This is a genomic window from Tardibacter chloracetimidivorans (genome assembly GCF_001890385.1).
GTDB lineage: Bacteria > Pseudomonadota > Alphaproteobacteria > Sphingomonadales > Sphingomonadaceae > Tardibacter > Tardibacter chloracetimidivorans.
Window position 1 is genome coordinate 2,534,969 of record NZ_CP018221.1, and the last position, 13,691, is coordinate 2,548,659.

Genomic DNA, 13,691 nt, shown 5'->3' on the forward strand with positions numbered 1-13,691 from the left:
CGAGACGCTGGCCGAGTTTACTCCTTCGCTGGCCGCTAGACCAGCGGTCGCATTGACCTTGGCGGGTGTGCCGCGGGCGCCTGATCGACGACGATTGATCACGCTCTCATCCGCGGGTTGGTTACCGCACTACCCGTATCCGTCGCTGGGCCTATCCTCCGTCTAAGTTCGGGCGTCGGACGAACCTGCCCCACCGTACACCGTGGATTGCCCATCACAGTCGGGTGCCCGCGGCACGCCGGCCAAGGCTATGCAGGTGGTGTGCTGGCGCCTCCTCTCACTGCTGTTTGGAAGATCAAGCGGCGACCGCCGGTGGTACGCGTCGGGCGATGTCCCAAGCATAGCCGACCAGTTCACGCGCAATCGCGGTGGTCACCTTGGGCTGGGGCTTGCCTGCGGCCGCGAGGCGACGGTAGCGCTGGCAGAGACGAACCTGCGCCTTCCATCCAATCGCCTGGATCTCTTCGGGTAAGTCGATGACGCGCTCACGATAGCGGCGTTCCTCGCGAGCGGGCAGTCGATACGACCAGCCAGCCTCGATCAGCATGGTGCGTGCCTGCGCGTTACCCGCGCGCGTGATCCGACCACGCTTGGTCCGGGCACCGCTGGAATGCTCGGACGGCACCAAGCCGACATAGGCCATCAACTGCTTGGGATTGTCGAAGCGGGTCAGATCACCGACCTCGGCGACCAGCGTCGCGGCGCTGACCAGCCTGATGCCGCGCAGGACCTGAAGATTGCGGACCAGCGGCGCGAAACGCCATGCATCCACCGCTTCGCCCAGCGCCGCCTCGAGCCGTCCAACCCGCGCCTGCGCCTCCAGGACCCGCTTCTGCATCTCCTCGAACGCCAGCTGCTGATGGGGGAAGTCGAACCGCTGTTCGGACAACCACCGCCAATACATCTTCGTCCAGGCCGCCTTGCCGCCGAAACGACGATCGTGCCGCAGCAGGAAGCTACGCACGGTCTGTTTGGCCCCGGTGGCATCTTCCTGTGCGCTGCGTCGGGCGCGGATCAGATCACGCACCGCCTCGTGCGCCTCGTCCGGAACCCAGATCGCGGTAAGCTCGCCGGCACGCAACAGTCGGGCCAGGGTCATTGCGTCACGCCGGTCGGTCTTCACATGATCACCTGGCCGTCGTGGCATCATCGAGGGAGCGATGACGATACAAGCCTGCCCCAGTTTCGTCAGCAGCCGGTGCAGGCCATAGCCGCAAGGACCAGCCTCGTAGCAGACGCTCAACCTCACGCCCGGCGCCGTCAGCCGCTTGACCAGCTTTCTGACCGCATCGTCCTCGTTGGCAACCGTACCGACGAAACGCACCTCGCCTCCGCGCTCTTCATCGGCAACTGCGACCGCGATGGTTTCCTTGTGCACGTCCAGACCGACGTATTTTACTGTCTCCGTCATGACTCGCCTCCAGTGCTGACAAATCCATCGTCAGCATCTCAGATTTGAGCCCTCGAGGCTCCGGCAGTCATGGGGTCTAAGCTCGGCGCTCGGCCGTAGTGGTGCGCAGCGGCCTGAACCGCCCACGCGGCTTCTCGATCTCGCTCCACAGATAGTCGCCGGTGAGGCCGATATGCTCCCAGCCCAGCGGTGCAACATGGGCGAGCAGCTCGTCGGGTACATCAGCGCCCGTCGACCGCAGGTGACGGACGGCCCGGTCGAGATAGACGGTGTTCCAGAGCGCGACGGCGGCGGTGACTAGGGTCAGTCCGGAGGCGCGGTGTCGCTGGTTCTCGAAGGTGCGGTCGCGCAGCTCGTCAAGGCGGTTGAAGAAAATGGCGCGGGCGAGCGCATTGCGGGCCTCGCCCTTGTTGAGGATGCTGCCCGTGCGGCGTCGCTGCTCGGGATCGTCGAGCCAGGCGAGCACTGCTGGTGAAGCCGATCGCCACGCGCACGCGGTCGGGCAGGGGGGCGTCCAGCGCCTCGAACAGCGGAGCCATGCCCAACGCCACGGCATTGAGCCAGCTTTCGCGGGTTTGGTGGGTCATCGTCCTTACTCCCTTCAAATCGCCTGTCCGGCGATGGCCATGCCATCGGCCGGAACACGGACGCCCAAGAACGCCGGCGAGAGAGGGGGCAGCGGGATTCGATGGGGGTGGTGCGGCCGCAGCGCAGCGAGGCACGGCCCCGTCTAATCCCGTTGCGGGGGAGAGGCGGCCGGGACCGCCTCTCCCCCTTGAACGAACATCGACGCCGGCGCACGCCGGCACCATGAAGCGAGATCCGCTTGCGATCTCGCCCCGCCATGTGGGTCGTCACCTTGGGCCAAGACCGCTTGCGGGCTTGGGGAGCGAAGCGAGTAGGGCCACGGTGCCGCGCCAGCGGCAGGCGCATGTCCCCTGCCTGGATTGAAATTGTTGCTCAACTGAGCTACATCATGGGGGATTGACCAAGGAGGTTCCAATGGCCGCTACCGCTTTCGTGCGCGCGCGCATCGACGAAACAGTGAAGGATGAAGCCGCCGCCGTGCTGGCCGAGCTGGGGCTGACCGTCTCGGATGTGGTCCGCATGACCCTCACGCGGGTCGCCAAGGATCATGCGTTGCCGTTCGAGCTGAAGGTGCCGAACGCCGAGACGCGCGCCGCGATCGAGGCGTCCCGCGCGACGATGAAGGCCCGCCGCGCCCGTTTCACCGATGCTCAGGAACTATTCGATGCCCTCGACCAAGAAGCCCGCCAGCAGTAAGCGGGCTTCGTTCCCAAGAGAGGCGTCCTACGAAAAAAGGTTCGTCAAGGATTGGGAGCGGCTGTCGCGCAGCGGGCGCTACAACATGAAACAGCTCAAGGAGGCGATGATGATGCTCATCGCCAACGATGCGCCGTTAGGCCCGGAATGGCTGGATCATCCGCTGAAAGGCGATTGGAGCGATCATCGCGAGTGCCATATCGGCGGCGATTTCCTGCTGATCTATACGATTGAGGGGAATCTGGTGAACTTCGTGCGCGCCGGCACTCATGCGGAACTGTTTGAATAGCCATGCGCGTAATCTTCATCCGCCACGGCGAATCCACCGGCAACGCGGGCGTGCCCTGCAATGATCTCGCGACCATCGCGCTGACGGAGCGCGGCCACGAACAGGCGCGCGAAGTCGCGGCGAGCTGGACGCAAGCGCCCGCGCTCATCGTCACGTCACCCTATACGCGCACGCAGCAGACGGCCGCGCCGACGATCGCGCGCTTTCCCGGCGTGCCGGTGGAAGTGTGGCCGATAGAAGAGTTCACCTATCTGCAACCGGCGCGCTGGAACGGCACGCGCAGTGCGGAGCGGATGCCGCACCTCGAACGCTATTGGAGCGCGGCCGATCCTGATTATTGCGACGGGGAAGGGGCCGAGAGCTTCGCCACCCTGCTACGCCGCTGCAAGACGGGCCTAGACCGCCTCGCCGCCATGCCTGCTGGATCACTGGTCTATGTGTTCGGGCATGGGCAATTCATCCAGGCCGCGCGGGCGATCGTCGCCGACGCCCATCTGGATGACCGGGCCAAGATGCGGGTGTTCTGGCGCAAGGGCGAGCCGCCCGCGATCAGCAACGCGCAGCGGGTAGAATTTCACTGGCAAGGCGGGCGCTGGGAATGTGCGTCGGCGTTCACGGCATAATGGCGGGAATCACCTGATTGCCGTGCATGGGCTGAGTCAGATGGAACGCGATCCTCGACTGTATTAGGTGGTTTGTTACATGACGGTCCAGCCAGCACGCTCGATATCCGCAATGGCCGTGCTGCTTGCAATCACTGCCTGCAACAAAGCCGAGAAGCGCACAATGCCTTCTGAGGTGCAGATCGCTTACGACTACCAGCTTGTTCTTCCCGATAAGTTCAAGCGGAATTGGGTCCAAGGAATCGACAGCAAAGTAGAGGAATGGCAATCATCCGATACGATCGTTAGTACCGACTTTGGGCAGTTTAGCGGACCCCCAACATGCCATGTAGCAAGCACGTCGTGCAGCCTGTCAAAGGAGATGATTGGGGGCAGGCCATCTCTCGTCGGCCGATATCGTCACGGACCACAGGAGCGGGCACATGAGCCAAAGCCATTTAGGTATTTTGTGCACATACCAGTGTCGGAGAGATATGGTCTGAAGCTCAACATGTTTGCCAGGTGTGATAGCGAACCGGCTTGCGATGAGGCACTTACATTCTTTCGGAGGGTCCGCATTCTGCGCACGGAGCGACCTGGCTCCGGTTTGATTCTGCCCGACTCGCCCTCTTCGCCACCCCCCGTGCCTGGGTGATCGAGGAAATATCTCAAACTGTTACAGCATACCGTCCGCCATGGGTCACGTGCTGATCGGAAGATCCTCTCCTGCCGGAGTAATACATGACTCCCGACAGCCCTCGCTCAGGGCCACTGGCACGGTCTCTCAATCAAGAGAGGGAAGTTAATCTGGTCTCGCGCCAAGCAATTGGACAGCTCTACTGCGTCAGGAGCGAGATACCCCACGGGTCGATATAGTCGATTGGCGAATAAACCATTTCGCTTGATCCGTCGCTGAATGCCTGCGCTGCGGTCAAGATTCCGTACGCCTTCACCTGTGTGCTCTGCGCAGCATCCGAAAACACGGCTGATCCACTGTCGCCGGTCCTGCCAAGGTGCTGACCCGAAGCTCGAAAGACTCTGATCCAGCCATTAGCGCCGTTGTAGTAGTAGTTACCGCTAGTGATCGCTCCACATGTAATCCCAGTTACACGCCCGGATTTGCACGACACCATCCCCTTGGTCTGCCCATAATAACCAACAGTTCCGTTAACACGGACCCATCCACTTTTAGGAAGACCAACCACCGATGCTTGGTTGAAATAGTAGATCGCGTTCGATCGCGAATAACCTGTGATATCGTGCCATTGGAAGTCGTACTTTGTGCCGTAGGCCCAGCGAGCGATTGCCGGTGCCGGGATCTCTACCCAATGGCCATTTACCGCATGCCAATAGCCAGTTCCTTCAGGGCCAGGGTTGCAGTGCCCAGCGGTGAGAATCCCTAAGCGACCTTGGTATGTCGCCTGAAATGCAACCGTACACCCCTTCGAGGCTTCGTCGGATGCACGCTGCTGCCAAAAATAGTGCCCTCCTTCGATGTAATCTCCGCTGACAACACCGATCGGTCCTGCCGTTGGCTTGGCAATAGGCTTCACGACCACTCGAATGTTCTGGCGCTTGCTGCCGATGAGGTTAAGCACGCGCTGCTTCATGTCGTTAGACGGTAACTCAAGAACGACATCGCCGCTATCTTCCTCAACGTACCCGGCAAAGTCCCTTATCCCGCTTCCCTCAATTGTCTTGAAAATTTCGGTGGCGCCCGCCTCGGCTTCGGCGCGAGACTTCTTAGCCTTCACAAGTTTGACATATCGCCGGATTTTTGGGTCGATCCGATACTTCACGAGCTTACGGTCATCTGGCGTAACGTATGAGATATTGATTCGGAACACTGGTGTGTGTTCAACCCATATAGATCCGAGTTCGCTGTCGTTGTCTCGCTTTACCTGCGCGACCAGCTCTGCAATTGCATCTTGCAACTGCGCGCGTTCTGTCGCTTCCGCCAAACTAATCCCGTACTGGTCCGCGAGGAACTGGGCGGCCGGTGATGACCCGGCCGCGCCAGCAGGGGCAGCCGGTGGAGCTGCTGGTGCTGGTACTTCCTGCTGAGCTAATGCTGGATGGGCCGCTGCCGCGAGCAGAACGATGACGAGTCTAGTACGCATTCCTCTCTCCTATTGCCGGGCGACAGCGAAAATTGCACTCGGGCACCGCTCGGGAAGTGGCTTGCTGAACTTGGTCATATTGACGCTGTTTAGTGGCACGAATGCTCCGGCGATCGTGGTGGCCGACGGCACCCGATAGCTGGCGCCCCCCTCCACGCGGATGATCAGAGCGTCATCGTGCTGCTCGATCGTCGATCCTGCGGGCCAGAGTGGCGTTGCGTCGCTATCACGCATCGTGAAGACGATGCAGTCATTGCGGACGGAGAGCCTGCCCATCTGTGGTGCAGCCGGTATGAGTCCGTTGGCTAGCTCATTCACTGCGAACGCAGGCAGGTTTTTTGGTGCGGCTGATGGTCCAAGGCCAGCGGATGATGTCTTCTTAACTTCAGGAGGGGGCGCTTCCGACTGTGAGGAAGGGGTGCAACTGGCCAAGATTGCCGCGCCACCGATCAGAATCGCGAAAGTATGTTTCACTATCGGCACACCTCTCGCGAAGAGCACGATTACGTCAAACACATAATGCATTCTGATTGCAAAGGTTTCTGACGCTTTCCTAGGGTTGAGACTCAATCAGAGCCAGAAAGCCACAGCGGCAGCGAGGCTTACGGCTGAGAGGAAGTTTCGTGCAAGCTTGTCGTAGCGAGTAGCGATCCGGCGGAAATCCTTGAGGCGGCAGAACATAGCCTCGACCCGCCAGCGATCTTTGTAGCGGCGTTTGTCATATTGGATCGGGCGCTTGCGGTTGCGGCGGCCGGGGATCACCGGGGTCGTGTCCTGTTCGCGCAGGATGGTCCTAATGCGATTGGCGTCGTAGCCGCGGTCGGCGATCACCCGCTTCATTCCCGCTGTTTCGTTGATGAGCAGGTCGGCGCCCTTCACGTCCGATGTGTTGCCGGGCGTCAGGACGAGACGAAGCGGCCGTCCGAGGACGTCGACAAGGGCGTGGATCTTTGTTGTCCGGCCGCCACGCGAGATCCCAATGGCATTGGCTCGCGCCCCCCCTTTGCCCCACCGGCGCTACGGTGAGCCTTGATGTAGCTGCTATCGATCTGCCCGGTCTCGGCGATCCAGCCTTCTTCGGTCAGTGCAGCCAGGATGCGTGTCCAGATGCCCCGCCGGCTCCACCTGTTCCATCGGTTGTAGACCGTCGTCGCCGGCCCGTATTCGGCGGGGCAATCTGCCCAGCGACCGCCGCACTTGAGCATGTGAACGATGCCGGAGATCACCCGCCGGTCATCAACACGTCGTGCTCCTGGCTGGTTCTTGGGCAAGTGGAGCTCGATTGCTGTCCACGCTTCATCCGATAGCCAGAACAACGAACGCGACATCCCCAAGGCCTCCTCTTCAGCGAAAACGCCTTGAATCAATGAGACCAACGATTTTCAAGAGGCTGATTGAGTTTGGACCCTAGTCGCGCTCGCGCGACCGCCTCGTCGAACATCGCGTCGACCTGCGCTTCGTCGAGGCCGCTGGTGCCCCCCCGAAAAGGGGATAGCCACGCTTCTGTCGGGCTGGGCACCGGCGGGGGAGGGAATGGCGGCAACTCCGACGCGCGTGCTTGTTGGGGTGGCCCATCCTTCAAGGCAGCCTCGTTCACCGAGCTGCATCCCGCCAGACCCAATGCCAAGCCAAAGCTGCCGGCGATCACGGCACCGAACTATTGCCGCCCGTCATCATGGCCGCCCCTGTAGCCGCGAAATCGTCGCCTGGCTGACGTTGAACAGCGCCGCAACGGTGCGCTGGGTGTCGCCGGCGTCGAGCTTGCGCTGCGCCTCGGCCTGCTGGTGCGGGGTGAGGGCGCTCTTGCGGCCGAACTTGACGCCGCGCGCCTTGGCCTGGGCGCGACCGGCGCTGGTGCGCTCGGCGATCCGCTGGCGCTCGTAGCTGGCCGCAACGCCCAAAACGGCAATGACCACCTCGGCGAGCTGCGAAGTTGTGTCCAGCATCGGCTCGGCGATCGAGCGGAAGCCGGCACCGGCCTCTTTGACCGCGTGGAGGATGTTGAGCAGGTCGCGCGTGTTGCGGGCGAGGCGATCGGTCGCCGTCACCATCAGCACGTCGCCGGGATCGAGCGCGCCGATCGCGCGCTTGAGCTGGGGGCGCTCGGCCGACGCGCCGCTGATCTTCTCGCGGTAGGTTTTCGTGCAGCCGGCGGCCTCAAGCTGGGCGAGCTGCTGGGCCAGGTCTTGGCTGTTGGTCGAGACGCGCGCATAGCCGTAAATCATGGAACGATTCTGCATCAGATTTTTGCATCAGGGAAGAGCGCGGAAAACCGGGACTTTCGGATTGATGCAAAACTTTTGATCTGCTGGTCTCTGTCCTGATTGGGATAGTATCGGGAAGAGCACATGATGACTTCCTACTTGGTGCGATAATCACTTTCAGGCGAGCCCACTGCGACAATCGGCCCAGTCCCACATTTCGCTCGCAGCAGGGCCACCGCCGGATCAGCTTCCGAATAACCTTGCGGGCCAGCCCACGCCATGCGCTCTCCGATCCGGGGCATGGCCTCATCGGAACTGTTGTCTTTCAAGGCCATATAGCCCTCGGCATCCAGACCAAGCTCCACATCCCGGCCGAAAATGACAAGCGGCTCACCGCCGTCTCCATGTTCCGTCAGCCGAAAACACCCGTCGCGGAGGATCACCCGCCCGCTTAGCCGCGCCAGGTTGACGACAGCCGGCTGCCGGTCCTGACGCGGAAACACGCGCACATAGCGCTCAAGCGCGGGATCGATCGATCGCGAATTGCGCGGCCCCGAAAAGCGCAGCTCAAGCCGGTCGGGCATTGTCCAGCGCTCCCGCTCAGCGATCTCGCGAAAACCAGCTTCATCAATGTTCATGTCGAACATGACCTTACCATCGAACTCGTACACCCCGCCGCCGCCGACAAGACGATAGGGCTCGAACCGCCCCCACCATTCATCGAAGATCGGTTGCAGTTCCTCGGTCGGGATTCCGCCTTCACGGAAGGTGAAGCGTGGATCACGGGTGTAGCGGGCAAGCGTGGCTGCGGCGTTCTGGCGAAACTGAAACGCGAAACGCGGAGCCGGATCGCGAACAATGCGCATACCCACGTAATTGCCCCGCTCGGCTGCCTGGATACGCTGATCAAGAACTTGGGCTGCGGCAGTCGCATTATCATCCGGGTTCATCATCATCTCGCGGGCCATAACTGCTTCGCTGGTCATTGGCAGTGGCGTGGGCTTTCCATCCGCAGGTGGGGGCGGTGGTGGTGGTGGTGCAGCGTTGATCGGTCCTGTAGCAGGCGCGGACAGGATTGTGGCGTAGCCAGAAGGGCCGATTGAAGCGCCTCGGGGAACAAAGTTCGGAACCGACCCGACTGGCGAGGCTTGGTTTCCGATTGCACAGCCACCAAGCGCCAACATCCCAAAAAGCGGAAATGACAAAACCGATAGGCACCTGCTTGTCCGTGGGGTCATGAGATTATCAAAACTCCCGTTATCTTGCCCGCAACGCCATCCTCTTAGTCTGATGCACAAATTACAAGTTTTGCATCAGACTGGAAAGCGCCGAAATCTGCGCCTTTCCGTGATGCAAAAATCTGATGCACATCCTGGCGCTGTTCTGGTGCCCGGGTCGCCGTTTCAGGCCCCATTGCCCTGATGCAAAATTTTTGATTTTTGGATCAGAGCGCCCGCTAGTCATCTGTGGGATGACGTCAAATTGAAGGCGCTCGCCCACTCTATCGTTCTGCGCCACCCATTGCTCGATTTCGCCGGAAACCCATCAGGGCTGTGTCGTTCTCCTTAAACCGAAAGGAGACTCCAAAATGGCAGACACTGACGTGCTCCCCTGAAACTCCGCCAGTTTGAGCTAGAGTCCGCCTTCGTGAGGAGACGGACGTGAAGAAGAGCAGGTTCAGCGAGGAGCAGATCATCGCGGTGCTGCGCGAGCAGGAGGCTGGGATGAAGACCGTCGACGTGTGTCGCAAGCACGGCATCAGCAGCGCGACGTTGTACGCCTGGAAGGCCAAGTACGGCGGCATGGACGTGTCGCAGGCGCGCAAGCTGAAGGTGCTCGAGGAGGAGAACGGCCGGCTCAAACGGTTGCTGGCCGATGCAATGCTCGACAACGCCGTGCTGAAGGAGGTGGCGGGAAAAAACTGGTGAAGCCCGCCGCTCAGCGGAAGGCTGTCGAACATGCTCGGCAGCTGTTCGGCATCAGCGAGCGTCGGGCGTGTACCATCTTCGGCGTGGACAGGACGTCGGTGCGCTACGCGCCCCGGCGTAGTGATGATGGCGACCTGCGGTCGCGGCTGCGCGAGATCGCGGCCGAGCGGCGTCGGTTCGGCTACCGGCGGCTGGGGATCATGCTCGCCCGCGAAGGGCTGGTCATGAACCACAAGAAGCTGCTGCGGCTCTACCGCGAGGAGAACCTGCGCGTGAGGCGCCGGCGTGGCCGCAAACGAGCCATGGGCACGCGAGCGCCCATGGCGCTGCCGCAGGGTCCGAACCAGCGGTGGAGCCTCGACTTCGTCAGCGACACGCTGATCAGCGGCCGGCGCATTCGCATCCTGGCGGTGGTCGACGACTTCACGCGGGAATGCCTGGCGCTGGTGGTCGACACCTCGCTGTCAGGTGCGCGGGTCGCCCGCGAGTTGGACGCCATCATCGCTGCCCGCGGGGTGTTGCCGTTGATGATTGTCAGCGACAACGTCCTAGGTCGGGAAGCAGCGGCGGAAAACGGCCAGCAGGTCTCGTTGCGCCGATCATGATCAGCGCTGATGTCGTTCTGATCCAGATGGCTTCCATCGTCAAGGAATGCGCTCTCGGCCATAGCAAACACAGGATCCAGCGGCCGCATCGGTCGTGGTCCTCACCGTCCTTAAAATGAGATGCGGATGCCAGATGGAAGGCCCGAACATTATCTACAGGGTCGCCGCAGCGCCCTCACGGCACGACAGAGAGGGGTCCTTCCATCTGGTGTCCGCCCGTTCGACGAACGGACGGTACTCGGCTCCCGTCTTGATGACGGCATGCGCGACGCGCGCCATCTTGGCGGTGAGTGCGGTCATCGCCTTGCGGCGGCGATCAGGGTCGTTGCCGTGTCCGGCCACATAGCGACCAAGCTTGTCGCGGAAACTGTTGTCGCGTTGGCGGATGGCAACCTGGGTAGCCATCCAGAAGGTGCGCCGTAGCCGGGCATTACCGTACTTCGAGAGCTTGGTACGCCCACGAAAGGTGCCTGACTGGCAGGTCGCAAGATCAAGCCCGCAGAACTTGAGGAACTGGCGATGGTGGGCAAACCGGCGAAGGTCGCCGGCCTCGGCGAGGATGGTCAGCGCGTTGATCGGCCCGATCCCGGGGATCATGCGCAGGAGCTGGTAATCGCGGTTGTCGCTGAGCAAAGCATGGGCAGTTCGCTCGATCTCGTCGCGTTGCCGGATCAGGCTGCGGGCCTGAGCGATGACCATACGGAACATGGCGATCGCGATGGAATCCTCATCGACCGGGAGCGCCACCGAGGCGCAGGCCGTCTCGTAAATATCGTTGAGCAGCCGGGCCTTGGACACCTTGCGGCCGACCAGGCCCCATGCCTCGCGCGTGAAGGCCTCCTTGCCGAGCGTGATCATGCTGGCCGGGGTCGGGAACCGCTCGAGCAGGGCCAGGAACCAGTCGGACCGGCTGTTGCCGGCGAAACGTTCGATCTCCGGAAAGTACAGCGGCAGGTAGTGCGTCAGGAGGCGATGCCACGTCTGGGTCTTGGCCTTGGAGATCGCCTCGTGCGTCTTTGACATCTCCTGCAGATCGTTGATGCCGGCGGCGAGTGGATCGACGTAGCGTTGGGTGGCACCGATCCGCAGCATGTGCAGGATTACCTGCGCATCCTTGGAATCGTTCTTGTCCCAGCCATTGTGCAGCGCCTCGCGGGTGCGGGCCAGGGCAACCGACGAAATCAGCCGCAGCTCGAAACCCGCCGAGAGCAAGCGATGCGCTAGGGTGCGGTGGTAGTTGCCGGTGGCCTCGAAGCCGACGATCACGGGACGAGCGACATCCCCGAGCTCCGAGGCGAGACGATCATAGTCCGCCTTGGTCGCCATCACCGTCATCCGCCGCCGGCGCCCACCTTCGGGGCGCTCGATCAGCACCTCCTGGCGGTGCTTGGACATATCGATGGCTACCAGCACGGCGTCGGCGGGAGTAGAGGTACGCTTGGTCATGGTCGGTCCGTCTCCAAAGTGTTGAGTCGACAACTTCACTTTTAGAGACCTGCTGGCCGGTCATGACCGCCTTGATGAAGGCGGCGGGCGCTACGCACCCTTGCCTTCATCAAGGCGAAGCGGCCCTTCGAGGGCCCGCTTCCCAATGTGCTACGGCACCGAGCTGACCAGCCTTGCGATCCTGAGATGGACGCAGGAGCGGCCTGTCGAGTGGCACTATATCGCGCCGGGCAAGCCTCAGCAGAACGGCTACGTCGAGAGCTTCAACGGCCGCCTGCGCGACGAGTGCCTCAACGAGACGCTGTTCGTGTCACTTGGCCATGCCCGCTCGGTGCTGCGGCTCTGGCGCGACGACTACAACCATGTGCGCCCGCATAGTGGTGTTGGCGGGCTGACGCCCGCCGATGTTGCCAGGCGGGTTGTGCAACACCGCCCCCAAGGGCACCATACCAACCCCGGACTCCAGTTATGATTGGTAGAGCTTTGGGGAGCACGTCAACACCGACATTGCTACCGATGAAACCAACCGACTGATCGCCTCCAACAAGGTCGAGGGCACGGCGGTCTACGACCGCAATGGCAACCGGCTCGGCTCGGTTTACAACTTCATGGTCGATAAGCGCGCAGGCCGCGTCGAATATGCGGTCATGTCCTTTGGCGGCTTCCTCGGCATCGGCGAGGAATATCATCCGCTGCCTTGGGACCAGCTCACCTATGACACGAACCAGGGCGGCTATGTCGTCGATCTGACGAAGGAACGGCTCGAAGGCGCGCCGCGCTATCGGGCGGGCGAGGAACCCGCCTTCGATCGGACCTATGGCGAGCAGGTCTATGGCTATTACGGCTCGACCTATCCCATCTGAGACGGAGGGACGGCGGGGAACCCCGTCGTCCTCCGCTTTCGTGATTATGAACGATGATGACGATCCCTCGGAGCTGCCGTGTCCGATTCCCCTCATCATGAAGCGCTGAAAACCTTGGGAGACGCCCTCAAAGCAGGGCCGAAGGCTCTCGCCCGCAGCACTGGCGCCGCAGGCCGGACGAACTTTGTGGATCGCCTTACGACGCTCGCGCACCAACTCGATATTGGTGGTCACGGCGGGGCGAAAGAGGTGTATGAGGCAGCCTCGATCATCGCAAGGATGCAGCGGAACCAAGAAGACGCAAAAAGCGATGGTTGGTCAGTCGCCGACCATGAGGCCATTGCGGGCCTGAAAGGCATCGAGACCAAGCTTCTGAAACTCGCAAATGGCGTTGAACAATGAGCATCTTGGCTGGCCGCATCGGCCACCAATTTTAGGACCGGCTTCTCACATCCTTTGGGAGGAGTAGTCCGCTGCGGCGATTATGCCGCCTCGGTCTGGTAGAGCTGCGCCTCACGGTTGATAAGGATATCGGCCAGGAACCAGTAGGCCTCCCCCCAAGCGTTCAGAATCTCATCGGTTGCCGCCTCGCCCAATATGTCGCGGATCGCCGGCAGCAGCGCATTGGCGACCGCAGGATAATGTTCGGGCTTGATATGGGTCTCGACATGGCGCGCGGCGATGCGCTCGATCGCGGGTTTCAGCACGTCGAGCTTATCGACGTTCTGCGCGAAGGCGAGGATCGCGGCCGCTAGCCGCTTAGGCTGCGCGCCGGATTCGTGCGCGGCCATGTCGAACAGCGCCTTGATCTCCGGATCGACGAACAGGCGCTGATACATGCGCGTGGTAATCTCCACGCCGTGCTGCTGGAGCGCAGGCGCCGTAGCTTTCACCAAAGCCATTGTTTCGGGGGAGAGCGGTTTGGACATACAGATGTGC

The 13,691-nt window shown here is 61.8% G+C and carries 11 protein-coding genes and 6 pseudogenes; 7 read left to right on the forward strand and 10 right to left on the reverse strand.

What is annotated here, in order from left to right; translation table 11 throughout:
- Positions 1 to 295 precede the first annotated feature (295 nt).
- The 3 genes and pseudogenes from BSL82_RS13070 to BSL82_RS21105 all read right to left on the reverse strand — a co-directional run.
- On the reverse strand, positions 296 to 1,411 hold the full coding sequence (locus tag BSL82_RS13070; protein ID WP_030092861.1) for an IS110 family RNA-guided transposase: 1,116 nt from the start codon (positions 1,409 to 1,411) through the stop codon (positions 296 to 298).
- A 30-nt stretch (positions 1,412 to 1,441) separates the two neighbouring features.
- A pseudogene (locus BSL82_RS13075) lies at positions 1,442 to 1,877 on the reverse strand (Tn3 family transposase); the annotation flags it as partial.
- Positions 1,870 to 1,998: pseudogene (locus BSL82_RS21105) on the reverse strand (transcription elongation protein SprT); the annotation flags it as partial. The pseudogenes BSL82_RS21105 and BSL82_RS13075, both read right to left, overlap by 8 nt.
- Before the next feature lie 415 nt (positions 1,999 to 2,413).
- On the opposite strand from BSL82_RS21105, the gene BSL82_RS13085 reads away from it, so the two are divergent.
- Genes BSL82_RS13085 through BSL82_RS13095 form a run of 3 tightly spaced genes read left to right on the forward strand, consistent with a single transcriptional unit; the run spans position 2,414 to position 3,607 of the window.
- Complete coding sequence (locus tag BSL82_RS13085) at positions 2,414 to 2,695, forward strand: type II toxin-antitoxin system RelB/DinJ family antitoxin (protein WP_066550599.1); 282 nt, start codon at positions 2,414 to 2,416, stop codon at positions 2,693 to 2,695.
- Complete coding sequence (locus BSL82_RS13090) at positions 2,664 to 2,984, forward strand: type II toxin-antitoxin system YafQ family toxin (RefSeq protein WP_044663647.1); 321 nt, start codon at positions 2,664 to 2,666, stop codon at positions 2,982 to 2,984. The genes BSL82_RS13085 and BSL82_RS13090 overlap by 32 nt, the downstream gene beginning before the upstream one ends.
- Positions 2,985 to 2,986: 2 nt before the next feature.
- Positions 2,987 to 3,607 carry a histidine phosphatase family protein gene (locus BSL82_RS13095; protein WP_044663646.1) on the forward strand — a complete coding sequence of 207 codons (621 nt, stop codon included), beginning with the start codon at positions 2,987 to 2,989 and terminating at the stop codon, positions 3,605 to 3,607.
- 815 nt (positions 3,608 to 4,422) lie between these two features.
- Here the strand turns inward: BSL82_RS13095 and BSL82_RS13100 are convergent.
- The 5 genes and pseudogenes from BSL82_RS13100 to BSL82_RS13125 all read right to left on the reverse strand — a co-directional run bounded on the left by BSL82_RS13100 (position 4,423) and on the right by BSL82_RS13125 (position 8,896).
- A complete protein-coding gene (locus tag BSL82_RS13100; RefSeq protein ID WP_044663645.1) occupies positions 4,423 to 5,706 on the reverse strand; it encodes a chymotrypsin family serine protease in 1,284 nt (427 codons plus the stop codon).
- Between the two features lie 9 nt (positions 5,707 to 5,715).
- The gene (locus tag BSL82_RS20545; RefSeq protein ID WP_125458962.1) at positions 5,716 to 6,231 is read right to left on the reverse strand and encodes a hypothetical protein; all 516 of its coding nucleotides are present in this window, start codon (positions 6,229 to 6,231) and stop codon (positions 5,716 to 5,718) included.
- 45 nt (positions 6,232 to 6,276) lie between these two features.
- A pseudogene (locus tag BSL82_RS21825) lies at positions 6,277 to 7,034 on the reverse strand (IS5 family transposase).
- A gap of 345 nt (positions 7,035 to 7,379) precedes the next feature.
- The gene (locus BSL82_RS13120) at positions 7,380 to 7,931 is read right to left on the reverse strand and encodes a recombinase family protein (protein ID WP_044663662.1); all 552 of its coding nucleotides are present in this window, start codon (positions 7,929 to 7,931) and stop codon (positions 7,380 to 7,382) included.
- Between the two features lie 134 nt (positions 7,932 to 8,065).
- Positions 8,066 to 8,896: a hypothetical protein gene (locus tag BSL82_RS13125; RefSeq protein ID WP_075153448.1), complete on the reverse strand. Its 831-nt coding sequence runs from the start codon at positions 8,894 to 8,896 to the stop codon at positions 8,066 to 8,068.
- Positions 8,897 to 9,571: 675 nt separating this feature from the next.
- On the opposite strand from BSL82_RS13125, the pseudogene BSL82_RS20070 reads away from it, so the two are divergent.
- A pseudogene (locus BSL82_RS20070) lies at positions 9,572 to 10,383 on the forward strand (IS3 family transposase); the annotation flags it as partial.
- 209 nt (positions 10,384 to 10,592) lie between these two features.
- On the opposite strand, the pseudogene BSL82_RS13140 reads toward BSL82_RS20070, so the two are convergent.
- A pseudogene (locus BSL82_RS13140) lies at positions 10,593 to 11,889 on the reverse strand (IS110 family RNA-guided transposase).
- A 154-nt stretch (positions 11,890 to 12,043) separates the two neighbouring features.
- Between BSL82_RS13140 and BSL82_RS13145 the strand changes: the two are divergent.
- From BSL82_RS13145 to BSL82_RS13155, 3 genes and pseudogenes are all read left to right on the forward strand, one after another.
- Positions 12,044 to 12,361: pseudogene (locus tag BSL82_RS13145) on the forward strand (integrase core domain-containing protein); the annotation flags it as partial.
- 34 nt (positions 12,362 to 12,395) lie between these two features.
- Positions 12,396 to 12,752, forward strand: coding sequence for a PRC-barrel domain-containing protein (locus tag BSL82_RS13150; RefSeq protein ID WP_072597897.1), 357 nt, complete (start codon positions 12,396 to 12,398; stop codon positions 12,750 to 12,752).
- A 78-nt stretch (positions 12,753 to 12,830) separates the two neighbouring features.
- A complete protein-coding gene (locus BSL82_RS13155; protein ID WP_047169142.1) occupies positions 12,831 to 13,154 on the forward strand; it encodes a hypothetical protein in 324 nt (107 codons plus the stop codon).
- An 80-nt stretch (positions 13,155 to 13,234) separates the two neighbouring features.
- On the opposite strand, the gene BSL82_RS13160 is transcribed toward BSL82_RS13155, so the two are convergent.
- The gene (locus BSL82_RS13160; protein ID WP_044663640.1) at positions 13,235 to 13,681 is read right to left on the reverse strand and encodes a globin domain-containing protein; all 447 of its coding nucleotides are present in this window, start codon (positions 13,679 to 13,681) and stop codon (positions 13,235 to 13,237) included.
- Between the last annotated feature and the right edge of the window lie 10 nt (positions 13,682 to 13,691).

Excerpts from the sequence above, each read along its gene's own strand:
- BSL82_RS13070 (WP_030092861.1), bottom strand. The coding sequence starts at position 1,411 with ATGACGGAGACAGTAAAATACGTCGGTCTGGACGTGCACAAGGAAACC.
- BSL82_RS13085 (WP_066550599.1), top strand. The coding sequence starts at position 2,414 with ATGGCCGCTACCGCTTTCGTGCGCGCGCGCATCGACGAAACAGTGAAG.
- BSL82_RS13090 (WP_044663647.1), top strand. The coding sequence starts at position 2,664 with ATGCCCTCGACCAAGAAGCCCGCCAGCAGTAAGCGGGCTTCGTTCCCA.
- BSL82_RS13095 (WP_044663646.1), top strand. The coding sequence starts at position 2,987 with ATGCGCGTAATCTTCATCCGCCACGGCGAATCCACCGGCAACGCGGGC.
- BSL82_RS13100 (WP_044663645.1), bottom strand. The coding sequence starts at position 5,706 with ATGCGTACTAGACTCGTCATCGTTCTGCTCGCGGCAGCGGCCCATCCA.
- BSL82_RS20545 (WP_125458962.1), bottom strand. The coding sequence starts at position 6,231 with ATGCATTATGTGTTTGACGTAATCGTGCTCTTCGCGAGAGGTGTGCCG.
- BSL82_RS13120 (WP_044663662.1), bottom strand. The coding sequence starts at position 7,931 with ATGATTTACGGCTATGCGCGCGTCTCGACCAACAGCCAAGACCTGGCC.
- BSL82_RS13125 (WP_075153448.1), bottom strand. The coding sequence starts at position 8,896 with ATGACCAGCGAAGCAGTTATGGCCCGCGAGATGATGATGAACCCGGAT.
- BSL82_RS13160 (WP_044663640.1), bottom strand. The coding sequence starts at position 13,681 with ATGTCCAAACCGCTCTCCCCCGAAACAATGGCTTTGGTGAAAGCTACG.